Origin of the sequence: Enterovibrio baiacu, from assembly GCF_004120195.1 — a bacterium.
GTDB lineage: Bacteria > Pseudomonadota > Gammaproteobacteria > Enterobacterales > Vibrionaceae > Enterovibrio > Enterovibrio baiacui.
The window spans coordinates 1-12032 of the sequence record NZ_SCHN01000015.1 but is presented as its reverse complement, the minus strand read 5'-3'; the positions used below and the strand labels follow the sequence as shown (position 1 = coordinate 12032).

Genomic DNA, 12032 nt, shown 5'->3' with positions numbered 1-12032 from the left:
TTTGATGTTTGCCAGAATCCCTTTTTCTCTGCGCGCGCTTGCCCTCGTGACAATGCTTATCCCCGTCACTTTTGTATCGCAAAGCGCCCATGCAGAATCCATGTCATTTGCCGAAGCATGGCAAGCCGTTCTGACCCGCAATGATGCAATCGCCGCAGAACGTGCAAATGTACAACGCGCCGAACACATGGCAAATGCCTCTTCTGCGCACCACTTACCGAGCATCTCTATTGGCGGTAACTACACACGGCTCGATCAGAGTGTTGAAGTGTCGCCCTCTCAACTCGCTCATCATATGAACGGGGGTGAGGCGATTGGCAACCTTGCGGGACTACTGCCACCTGGCTTGGGCAACCTTGATAACTTGTTGACGACAACCTTAGCTGACCGCGATGTATACACAAGTTCCATTCGCGCAGTGTGGCCTATTTTCACAGGGGGTCGCATTCTGGCTGCGGGTGACATTGCCAATGCACAGAAAGACGAAGCGACCTATTTGATGCAAATGGCCCAGCAAGCCAAATTCGAAGATCTCGCCAAAGTCTACTTCTCTACCGTGTTAGCGGAACAAGTGGTAGAAACACGCTTAGAGGTTGAGCAAGGTCTTGCCAAACACCTCGACCACGCAAAAAAAATGGAAGCGCAAGGGCAAATAGCCCGCGTTGAACGCCTGCAAGCAGAAGTGTCTTACGACAAAGCAAAAACGGAACGTAAGAAAGCGCAACGTGATTTAGATATCGCCCATGCAGCACTACAAACCTTGGTGAAAAGCAACGCGCCTGTGACACCGTCAAACGGCCTATTTACCCAAGATGCCGTGCCTGCCATGTCACCGTTTCTTAACAAAACCCTCGCGACGTACCCCGGTTTAAAAGTGTTGGATGCAAAGCGCCAACAAGCTGATGGCCTGGTCGACCTCGAAAAAGGCAAGTACTACCCGCAAGTCTTCCTTTACGGAAACTACAACCTGTACGAAGACGATTCATTAACCGCAGAACTGACACCAGATTGGGCTGTTGGTGTAGGTGTAAGCATCCCACTTGTTGACAACAGTGGCCGCTCAGATCAACTCAAAGCCGCTCACAGCACTGCACTACAAGTGAACCACCTTCGCGCTCAAGCCGAACAAGATTTATCGCTGCTGGTTGAAAAAACATGGCGTGAAGCAGGGCAAGCGCTCGAAGAATACCAAGGCTTGTCGTCCAGCATTTCACTGGCGGATGAAAACCTACGCCTTCGTGAAAAAGCCTTCGCGCAAGGTTTATCAACGTCGCTGGATGTAGTAGATGCCGAGCTTTATCTCGCCAGCATCAAAACCCAACAACTCGCAGCGGCGTACCAATACGTCTTATCGCTGTCTCGCCTTCTTGCAATCAGTGGTGATATGAACGATTTCGCCAACTACCAAGCTGCCGCACTGCAACTTTCAACGTCGCCAACCCTTACTCTCCACACATTGCAACAGGGATAAACATCATGTCTAAAGTCAAATCTGCCATTCTCGTTATTCCTGCAATCGCGCTAGTCAGTTGGGTTGGTTACAGCTTCTATCAAGCCTACCAACCCGCGCCTGAACGTTTTCAGGGACAAATCGAAGCGCAGCAATACAGTGTGTCATCAAAAGTGCCAGGGCGCATTGATGAAGTGCTTGTGCGCAAGGGTCAGCAAGTCGATAAAGGCGACTTGATCTTTACGTTATACAGCCCAGAGCTTGATGCCAAACTCGAGCAAGCGAAAGCAGGTGAACAAGCCGCAGACGCGATGGCCGAGCAAGCAGAAAGTGGCGCACGTTCGCAAGAGATCAACGCTGCCCGCGACCAGTGGCAAAAAGCCAAAGCGGCATCTGCGCTTTATGAAAAAACCTACCGCCGGGTAGATGCTTTGTATCGTGAAGGCGTGACCGCCGAGCAAAAACGCGACGAAGCCTTCACCCAATGGAAAGCATCGGAATACACAGAAAACGCCGCTCGCCAAATGTACGACATGGCCAAAGAAGGGGCACGTACGGAAACCAAACGCGCTGCACAAGAGAAAGTGCGTATGGCGGCAGGTGCCGTTGCAGAAGTGGAAGCGTACACGCAAGACACCAAGATCCACAGTTGGTATCAAGGCGAAGTGAGCCAAGTGCTGCTGCACCCGGGTGAACTCGCGCCGCAAGGCTTCCCTGTCGTCACGGTCATCGACATGAACGACGCATGGGCCGTGTTCAACATTCGTGAAGACAAACTGCACCAGTTCCAAAAAGGTGCGCAATTTGATGCCAGCATTCCAGCCTTGGGGGATAACGCTTACCGCTTTGAAGTCACGCACGTGGCCCCAATGGGTGATTTCGCCACATGGCGCGCGACCAACAGCCAACAAGGCTATGACATGCGCACCTTTGAAGTAGAAGCGCGCCCTGTTGAGTCAATCAGCGAACTGCGCGCAGGCATGAGCGTGCTCGTCACAGAAAGCGCTACCCAAGGGTAAGTGGAATGAAAAATACCCCCTTCATTTCCCTACTTTGGCAAGAGTGGCGACTCATCGCTTCTGACCGTTGGCTCGCTGCCCTTTTGGGCGGTTTGCCATTGGTGATGTTCTTGCTGGTGTGGGCGATTTTCTCCTCGGGAACAGGGCGCGATCTACCCATTGGGGTTGTCGACTTAGACAACAGCGCATTGTCCCGCGCATTGGTGCGGTATTACGATGCCACGCCAACGCTCGCGATCCGCACCTTTGACGACGTAGACAGTGCATCTGCTTCGTTAAACAGCGCCCAAACCTATGCCACCGTCGTGATCCCCCATGATTTTGAAAAAGCGACAAAGCGCGGTGAAAACCCCAATGTCACGGCGTTCTACAACAGCCAGTACATATTGATCGGTAAACTGGTGAATTCGGCGATCAACCAAGCGCAAAGTACCTTTTCCGCTCTGGTTGCCACGCAAAGCGAAATGCTTCATGGCACCACGGTCGCCACCCAAGCAGCAGGGTTATCTGTCCCCTTGCGGTTTCAGCTCGTTCCCCTGTTTAATGCTGGCACCAACTACGCGCAGTTCTTGGTATCAGCCATTATTCCTGCGCTATGGCAAATCACCCTTGTCGCCAGTGGCATGCTTTCTATGGCGCTGACGGACAAACGCATTGGGCTCGAAACCTACTTCCGGGGGGCTGTAGCGAAAAAGCTCACCGTGAAAGTGTTGGGGTCGGCACTCCCCCTTTGGTTGTTGGGTGTGGGCTTTGCTACCGGCATGCACTGGGGATTAGGTTGGCCAATGAACGGCGATTGGACCATCTTGTTCACCGCGCAATGGTTCATGGTGTTAGCGGGATTGGCCGTCGGCGCATTACTGTACGTTGCGTCACGGGATGCTGTGCGCGCCATGAGCTTGGTTGCTGGCTTTACCGCCCCCGCATTTGCGTTCATGGGCGTGAGCTTTCCTGCGAGCGAGATGCCTTTCTTCGCGCAGTGTTGGCGTGCCATGCTGCCTGTCAGCCACTACATCACGCTGCAAATAGGACAATTCAACTACGGCGCGACACTGCAACAAGCCATGCCTGCCCTGCTTGCTTTGGCGTCGTTTAGTCTGCTTTGGTTATTGATTGGGCTTAAAGTGAAACGTCTTTCAACCCGCCCTGCCAATTGTCAATCCGCGGACGCATCGTCGGAGGTGGCCTCATGAGTTGGCGCGATGTTTTCATCGGTGAGCTTCGTCGATTATTCTCAAACCCTGCCGTGGTCTTTACCGTGTTCGGCGGCATCATTATCTACTCATTGCTCTACCCGCTGCCGTATGCCAATCAATTACCGCGCGAGCTGCATATCGCGATCGTTGATCATGACCAGAGCCAAAAAAGCCGCACTTTCATTCGTATGTTGGATGCGACACCGCAAGTACAAGTCGTGAAACAACTCGGAAGCGAAACCGAATCCAGCCCCTATTTTGCCTCTGCAGAGATTGAAGGCGTGGTGACGATTCCGCAGCACTTCTATCGCGATCTTTTGCTCGGTAAAAGCCCTGTGGTGTCTGTTGGTGGGGATGCGTCATTCTTCCTCACCTACGGCACCATCGTAGAAGGGGTGGTGGCAACCGGCAGCACCTTGGGTGCGCAAGTCAAAGTGCAACGCGCACTCATGAACGATACGCCGATGCCTCTCGCGACAACACAATATGCGCCGTTTTCGCTCAACGCCGTGCCTGTGTTTAACCCCACCACGGGGTATGGCGACTATGTGGTGCCGGGTGTGTTTATGCTGATTTTGCAGCAAACCTTGTTGATTGCGTCAGGCATGTTGGGTATTTCAACGGGCAGCGCTCACGCAACGCAAGAAACCGCTCGGAACAGCAAAAGCCTGTGGGCCAGAACCGCGATTCTGACGGGCATTTACTGCATCATGGCGATGTATTACCTAGGCGCGAGTTTATCGCTAAATGGCGTAAACCGAATGGCAGAGCCTCTGCAATTGGCGGCAGTGATGTTGCCCTTCTTGCTCGCCACGATTGGCCTTGGTTCTTTGATCGGCATTGCCATCAAGCGTGCTGAGATCATCACGCTAATCGTACTGTTAAGCTCGATGCCTTTGCTGTTCATTGCAGGGTTTGTGTGGCCAAGTAGCGCATTGCCGACATGGTTGAATGTGATCGCGCAATTTGCACCGTCGACGGTGGTGATTCAAGCGACCTTGCAACTCAACCAAATGGGGGCGGATTTCCATAGCCAGCTTGGGCATCTCACCCAGCTTTGGCTTCAAGCTGCCGCCTATTTGGGCTTGGCGTTTTACCTTAAAGGAAAAGCCAATCGCGCCGCCTAGGCAATCTGCTCAACCCTCATCATGCAAAAAGCCAGAAAAGCACCACCTCGGGGTTTTCTGGCTTTTTACGTACAGTCACCTTCCACGCATTTCTCAATGCAGTTCAAATTATTGTGTAACCCCCTGATTATTTTCGAGGTAAGTGATTGAGACGTTGAGATTTGCGATGCGGATTACAACCTTGAATTGAAAGGCTTGAAGCGGCTTATTAACACTATTCACATTGTTAGCCACGCCACAGAAATACCGCTTTTAAACGGTGTTTTTCATCCGTCAAACACGGGCCAATCATACCGCCTTCTCACTATGAGAATTTGTTAAAAAACCGCCTTAAATCCGCCTCAGCAAATCTAAAAAAATCCCAATCTGAATGCTTTTTTTACGTTCTTGCATTCCACACAATGGGCACACTTCGGTCACTCAACTTTTGAACCCATTTGTACCGAAACAGGAGCGTAAAACATGAAAAAGCTAGCGTTAGCCGCGGCATTGATCAGCGTGTCTGGTGCCAGTGCAGCAGCACAAAGCGTGGATGAGATGTCTCAACTGACCATCATCCCAAATCACAATGCGACCTTGATTCGAAACTTTAATCCCTACTTACCGGGTCGCCTTCATACCGCGCGTGATTTCATTTATGAACAGTTGGTCATTTTCAACGAGCTAAAAGCCAACCGCCCTGAGTTTCGTTTGGCGACAGACTACTATTTCAGTGACGACCTAAAACGCATCACCTTTGACATTCGCGATGGCGTGAAATGGTCTGATGGTGCGCCGTTCAGCGCAGAAGATGTTGCCTTCACCTTCAACTTGGTGAAAGACACGCCGGCATTAGACGATCGTGGCGTGAACAAGATGGTGACCAAAGTTGAAGTTGAGGCGGGCAATAAAGTGACCTTCCACCTCAACGAAATCAACACGAACGCCGCTTACGAAATTTCATTGATTCCTATCGTGGCACAACACGTGTGGAAAGATGTAAAAGACCCAACCAGCTTCGTGAACACCAACCCGGTGGGCACTGGCCCATTTACCGAAATCCCAACCTTTACGCCTAGCCTGTTCTTGCAGTGCCGAAACCCAAATTATTGGGACAATGCAAACCTCGACGTGGATTGCTTGCGTGTACCGCAGTTCAACCACAATGACCAAGTGCTTGCCGCGCTCATTGACTCTCAAGTCGATTGGGGTGGCTCGTTTGTGCCAGACATTGATGCGACTTACGTAAAAGCCTCTCAGCACCACGGTTACTGGTATACCGCCGCAGGCACACAATCGTTCGTGTTTAACTTCAACAATGGCGATCCGGTAAAACAAGAAGCACTGAACAATGTCGACTTCCGTCGAGCATTCTCTATGGCACTTGATCGTCAATCTGTGATTGATATTGCCAACTATGGCAACGGCACAGTGAACGACTTCGCATCCGGTTTAGGGTACGCCTTTGAAGCATGGTCAAACGAAGAAACGCACAACAAATACCGCCCTTACATGTCTTTCAACACTGATGGCGCGAAAGCACTTCTGAAAAAAGCAGGCTTTGTGGATCGTGATGGCGATGGCTTTGTTGAAACCCCATCCGGCAAGCAATTGACGTTAGATATTCAATCACCAGGCGGTTGGACAGACTTCAACAACGTGGTGACGCTTTCTACCGAACAGTTGGCGGATGTGGGTATTCGTGTACGTGCAAGAACGCCAGATTTTGCCGTGTATAACCAATCCATGCTGAATGCCAGCTATGACATCGCGTTCACCAACTACTTCCACGGTCCAACACCGCACAAGTACTGGAGCAGCGGTTACCACTCTAAATTGCAAAAAGGCGAAAGCATGCCGCGCTTCGCCATGCACTTCTGGAACGATAAGAAACTCGATACCTTGTTGGATGATTTCTACAAAACCGACAAACGCGAGAAGCAAATCAAAATCGCTCATGAAATCCAAAACATGATTGCAGAAAACCAAGTCACGGTGCCTGTTATCTCTGGTTCAAACTTCTACCAATACAACACCCAACGTTTTACGGGTTGGTGGAATGCTGACAACCCGAAAGGCCGCCCAATGCCATGGGAAGGCACGCCTGAGCGTGTTCTTCACGTGTTGGATTTGAAACCGGTTATTTAAGTTAACAATGTAAGACAAAGCCAGAGCAAGACGACGTGCTCTGGCTTTTTTGTTGACGCTTTTCAGTGTTGCGGAGGTTGTCAATCCTGACTAATAAAAGGTATTAACATTAATACGTTAGTATCAGCGCATTTGGCTTACGTTATAGATTGCAGCGTAGGAGGGTCTGAATGAGCAAATTACACACATTTAGTGGATCGTGTCACTGCAATGCAGTGCGATTTGAAATTGATACGGATTTACACGAATTAACCACGTGTGATTGTTCAATATGCATAAGGAAAAATGCGTTAATGGTAAAAGTGCATGAGAGCGCGATGCGTATTCTCTCAGGCACTGAACAGCTAACTACATACCAATTTCATACACATACCGCTGAACACTATTTCTGCAAAATCTGCGGTATCTATCCCTTTCATCGTAAGCGCGTCACACCCGATTATTATGGCGTAAATGTTTATTGTCTTGAGGGCTTCGACCCGACTGATATACCCGTGCGTGCGACGGTCGGGAAAGGCATGAGTTAACTTCATATGGCTCAGAGATAGCATTTGCCCAGCACGTTACCGGTTCGTCTTGCAACGCTGCTGTCAATTCGCATCCACAACAAGGTGTTCGTCGTCTGACATAACGAGGCAAGCTTTGTTCTGCTCAATCATCTGCGCGGCATATGACGGTGTCACCGCCTGAATCTCGCCGCTCGCCTTAAAGGTGGGCGCTTCCCAAGCTTGGTCACGATATTTCCCTGTCTGCGTATATTGAATCAATACTTTCATCGTTTTGTACTCAGTGCATTTAACGTGCTACTAACACTAATTGGTTTTTTTGATTCCCGCACCCGCTAAAAATGAAACATAAGTTTAACGAAATGAACTGTTTGCTGATCAGATACATCATCAACTTCCCCTCCAATTGAAAGAAAGCGCCACTCAACACACCACAGTCCGTCTCATTAAGAATCATTAATGAGACATGTGAATTCTTTCCTATACTCAGAGGTAACCCAGTGACTAAACGAGGCGTTACGAATGAAAGGCTTGCATTGCACCATCATGTTGCTTTGGTTGTTTTCAACCACGGCTGCCGCCGAAGTCGGCGTGACTGAAAATACAATCACATTTGGTATGAGCAATGCCCTTTCGGGGCCAGCGTCAGGGCTCGGTAGCGGCGTGAAAGACGGAACACTCGCTTACTTTGAGAAAGTGAACCAACAAGGCGGCATTCATGGTCGCAAGATAAAAGTCATTTCACTCGATGACGGCTATGAGCCTGATCGTGCAGCAAAAAATGCCAAAAGACTGATATATACAGACAAGGTGTTTGCACTGGTAAGTTTTGTCGGCACGCCCACCTCAAAAGCTGTGGTGCCTGAAGTGAATCGCGCAAAAATCCCTTATATCGGTCCATTTACGGGTGCTGAATTTTTGCGTAACCCTGCCAATAAAAATATTTTCAATATCCGCGCAAGCTACTTCAACGAAACGAAGAAACTGGTTGATCATTTCATCGACGATCTTGGTTACAAGAAAATCGCAGTGTTCATTCAAGATGACGGATACGGCGCAGCCGGAAAAGCGGGCGTTCAAAGGGCCCTGAGAATGCGAGGCCTTAAAATTCACGCTGAAGGCAGATACAAACGCAACACGCTCGACGTAGAGCAAGGCTTGAACAGCATCATTGCGAAGAAACCTGATGCCGTCATCATGGTGGGCGCGTACAAAGCGTGTGGCGAGTTTATCAAGATGTCACAGAGTAAAGGCTTCTCTCCAAAATTCGCCAACATTTCCTTTGTTGGCACCAAAAAGCTCATCGCTGAATTGGGCAATGCCGGCGACGGAAGCTACATCTCTCAAGTCATGCCTAATCCGGATGAAAGCTCGCTCGACATCATCAAAGACTTCAAAGCAGACATGCTGAACTACGGCGTGGATAACCCTTATTACACACAATTAGAGGGCTACTTGAATGCGATGGTCATCGTTGATGCGCTTGAGCAATCTGGTGAGTACCTGACAAGAGACCGTTTTATCGGCGCGATGGAAGGCATGAAAAACAAAGACTTTGGCGGGTTGAAAATCAACTTTGGCAAATCTGACAGACAAGGCTTGGATGACGTTTATCTCACGCAAATTCAAGACGGAAAAGCCTTACCCATTCAAACGATGAAGTGAATGTATGACTATGTGGTTAAAGATCTTTTCGGGGTTGTCACTGCGCTACCGTATCTTGCTGCCATTGATTGGCAGCATCACGGTATTTCTGATCATCGCCGCCCTCTTCTTCCATCAGATGACATCAAATGAGCTTTCCAAAATCCAAAAAGGAAAGGTTGAAGCGCTCGCAAGCTTTCTCAAGCAATCGAGTCAATCGTACATTCTGAATTACGACTTATCAGCGTTAGAAGATTTCGTCAGTGTAGGGATGCAAGATGAGGACATCGACCACATAGAATTCGTTGACGCAAACGGCTTGCCGTACACAGAAACAAAGCCAAAAACGGCGAACCATGAGGTAAAAACCTATTCTGGCGACATTCTAGGGCAAGATGGTTCGGTGCTAGGCGTACTGAACATTACCTACAACGAGAAGAATTCGACCGTAGCGTTGCAACAAAACCTGCAGGTTATTCTGGTCTGCTTTTTTACGATTATCGCGTTGCTTTGCGTCATTATTTACATTGTTGCGCTTCGCCTTTCCAAGCCACTCATCGCGATAACACAAGACCTCACCGCCGTCTCAGATGACGCCCTAGACAACTCACGCCTTGTGCTCAAAGGCGCGGAAAGCTTGGCAGACGGTGTGGAAAAGCAACGCGCAGCCTTGGATTCCAACGTGTCTGCCATTTCTGAAATAACCGAAATGGTGAAGCAAACCAATCAAAATGTATTGGGGTGTTTGGACGTATCAAAAGGCACACTTGCGCTAAGCAACGAAGGCAGCAAGAACATGGACAAATTGGCGCACTCGGTTGTACTTATTGAAAACTCCAATAAGCACCTTCAGGAGATTAACGACATCATCCAGAAGATCTCGGATTACACCAAAGTCATCCACGACATCGTCTTCCAAACCAAGCTTCTTTCTCTTAATGCCTCTATCGAAGCGGAACGCGCCGGTGAACACGGGCGCGGCTTTGCGGTTGTCGCACAGGAAGTCGGACAACTCGCACTCACATCAGGCCAAGCCTCACAGGACATCGACAAACTGCTCAAAGATTCCATGGTGACGGTGGGTGAAATCGTAAAAGAAACCGAGCTTCGCGTGAAAGAAAGCAAAGCGTTGTCAGAACAAACCCAAGTCAGCTTTTCGGGTATTTCCGATCAAATTCAGGGGCTTTCGCGTGAAATAGATTCTTTCAGTGAAGCCTTTAACCAGCAAATGAAAGGCATCGTTCAGGTCAACTCCGCCATGGAGTCTATGGCGGGGATAGTGAACAGCAACCATCACATTGCCAATGAAACCTCACAAGTCTCGATGAGTTACAAAGAGCAGAGCCTAAAGCTCAAGCAAGTGACGGATACGATGAAAGGTCTGATTAAAGGCAAGAAAGCAGCGGGTTAAATTTGGCGAGCATTAACATGGCGTGATGTCGCTGATTTGAGGGGTTGCGCGCATTTAATACATCCATTGAACTGTCGGTTGCCTTGCAATTGTCCACTTCCCCTTTAGCGAGACAACGCATAGCTAGAGGTTTCCAATTTCCTCCGGTATTCGGTCGGAGGAATGTTTCCTAAGCTTTCGTGGGTACGTTCTTCGTTATAATCACACATCCACACCCATGCCATATCTCGAACCTGTTCTATGGATTCAAACAAATAGGCATTGAGGAACTCCCGACGGAATGAGCCATTAAAGCGCTCTACAAATCCGTTTTGTTGAGGTTTGCCAGGCTGGATATATATAAGCTCGATATCATGAGCTTTACACCAGTTGGTTAATTGTTCAGATATAAGCTCGGGCCCGTTATCCATACGAAGCTGCTTTGGTAGGCCGCGTTCTTGTTCTAACTGTTCGAGGACACGTACCACACGTCCCGCAGGCAAGCTCGTATCGACTTCTATTGCTAAACATTCGCGTGTTGCCTCATCGAGAATATTGAGCGTCCGAAAGCGTTTACCGCAATACAGAGAGTCATGGACAAAGTCGAGTGCCCATTGGTGGTTTGGTGTATCCACCACATCCAGCGGCATAGCAATTCGTTGCGGTAGTACGCGCTTTTGACGCCGATTTAGGTTTAATCCCATACGGCAGTAAACTCGGTATACCCGCTTATGATTGAAACCTTTATGTTTTCGCTTTATTCGCCAGAAACACTTCCAGAACCCTGCATTGGGGGCTTTTTCAAGTACAGTATTAATGGCATCAATTACTTCAATATCGGCAATACGCCAATCCTTCGGTTTTCGATAGTAACTCGCGCGCCCCAGTGCTGTGAGCCGGCATGCACGAAGAACACTCAAGCCAGCGGCAACTAACGTGCGTGTGCAATCTCGCTTCTCACACACTACCAACCCTTTTTTGCGAACAGCTCCTTCATGGCATGGTTTTCCAAGCTGACGTCGGCAAACATTTTTTTGAGCTTAGTATTTTCTGCCTCTAGCTCCTTGATGCGCTTCAGTTCAGACGCGTCAAGCCCACCATACTTGGCTTTCCAATTGTAATAAGTTGCGCTACTGATGCCGTGTTGGCGACAAATATCGTCAACTTTCATGCCTGCGTCGGCTTCTTTGAGGATCGTGACTATCTGTGATTCAGTAAACCGTGACTTCTTCATGATGATCTCCTGCTTTTTCTGTGGCAGAAAACTCCAGTTTAGACTGTCTCAGCATAGGGGAAGTGGACACAACGTCATACCCGTACCAGTAAGAAGCATACGGCGTCTCGCCTCTTTGCTAAAAGCGCTAATGAACCGTGGTTACTGGTGACTAATATCCCGAATGACACACTAAACGCGATTCAGATAACACGACTATATGCAAAGAGAATGCAGATAGAAGAAGCATTCCGCGACTTGAAAAGCCCCGCGTATGGACTCGCTCTGCGGCATAACCGAACGCGTTGTATCAAGCGCCTCAACGTCTTGTTATTGATTGCGCTGCTGGCAGAGCTACTC

General features: G+C 49.2%; 10 protein-coding genes and 1 pseudogene. 9 read left to right on the top strand and 2 right to left on the bottom strand.

Annotated elements, in window-relative coordinates; genetic code table 11:
• Positions 1-4 precede the first annotated feature (4 nt).
• The 6 genes from EQP46_RS16635 to EQP46_RS16610 all read left to right on the top strand — a co-directional run bounded on the left by EQP46_RS16635 (position 5) and on the right by EQP46_RS16610 (position 7446).
• Entirely contained in the window at positions 5-1471 is a 1467-nt protein-coding gene (locus tag EQP46_RS16635) for a TolC family protein (protein WP_129494712.1), read from the top strand.
• 5 nt (positions 1472-1476) lie between these two features.
• Positions 1477-2469: an HlyD family secretion protein gene (locus tag EQP46_RS16630; RefSeq protein ID WP_129494711.1), complete on the top strand. Its 993-nt coding sequence runs from the start codon at positions 1477-1479 to the stop codon at positions 2467-2469.
• Positions 2470-2474: 5 nt separating this feature from the next.
• Positions 2475-3662: an ABC transporter permease gene (locus EQP46_RS16625; protein ID WP_129494710.1), complete on the top strand. Its 1188-nt coding sequence runs from the start codon at positions 2475-2477 to the stop codon at positions 3660-3662.
• Positions 3659-4792 carry an ABC transporter permease gene (locus EQP46_RS16620; protein WP_129494709.1) on the top strand — a complete coding sequence of 378 codons (1134 nt, stop codon included), beginning with the start codon at positions 3659-3661 and terminating at the stop codon, positions 4790-4792. Before EQP46_RS16625 ends, EQP46_RS16620 begins: the two co-directional genes overlap by 4 nt.
• Before the next feature lie 462 nt (positions 4793-5254).
• A complete protein-coding gene (locus EQP46_RS16615) occupies positions 5255-6919 on the top strand; it encodes an ABC transporter substrate-binding protein (protein WP_129494708.1) in 1665 nt (554 codons plus the stop codon).
• 170 nt (positions 6920-7089) lie between these two features.
• Complete coding sequence (locus EQP46_RS16610) at positions 7090-7446, top strand: GFA family protein (protein WP_129494707.1); 357 nt, start codon at positions 7090-7092, stop codon at positions 7444-7446.
• A 63-nt stretch (positions 7447-7509) separates the two neighbouring features.
• Here EQP46_RS16610 and EQP46_RS16605 read toward each other — a convergent pair whose 3' ends face one another.
• Complete coding sequence (locus tag EQP46_RS16605; protein ID WP_129494706.1) at positions 7510-7695, bottom strand: hypothetical protein; 186 nt, start codon at positions 7693-7695, stop codon at positions 7510-7512.
• 252 nt (positions 7696-7947) lie between these two features.
• Here EQP46_RS16605 and EQP46_RS16600 point away from each other — a divergent pair, with 252 nt between their 5' ends.
• A complete protein-coding gene (locus EQP46_RS16600; RefSeq protein WP_129494705.1) occupies positions 7948-9090 on the top strand; it encodes an ABC transporter substrate-binding protein in 1143 nt (380 codons plus the stop codon).
• Positions 9091-9094: 4 nt separating this feature from the next.
• Positions 9095-10480: a methyl-accepting chemotaxis protein gene (locus EQP46_RS16595; protein ID WP_129494704.1), complete on the top strand. Its 1386-nt coding sequence runs from the start codon at positions 9095-9097 to the stop codon at positions 10478-10480.
• A 104-nt stretch (positions 10481-10584) separates the two neighbouring features.
• Here the strand turns inward: EQP46_RS16595 and EQP46_RS16590 are convergent.
• Positions 10585-11693, bottom strand: a protein-coding gene (locus tag EQP46_RS16590; protein WP_129494703.1) for an IS3 family transposase whose coding sequence is annotated in 2 segments (ribosomal slippage) — positions 10585-11441 and positions 11441-11693 — 1110 coding nt in all. Because the reading frame shifts where the segments join, the coding sequence is not laid out codon by codon here.
• A gap of 93 nt (positions 11694-11786) precedes the next feature.
• On the opposite strand from EQP46_RS16590, the pseudogene EQP46_RS16585 reads away from it, so the two are divergent.
• A pseudogene (locus EQP46_RS16585) lies at positions 11787-12032 on the top strand (transposase); the annotation flags it as partial.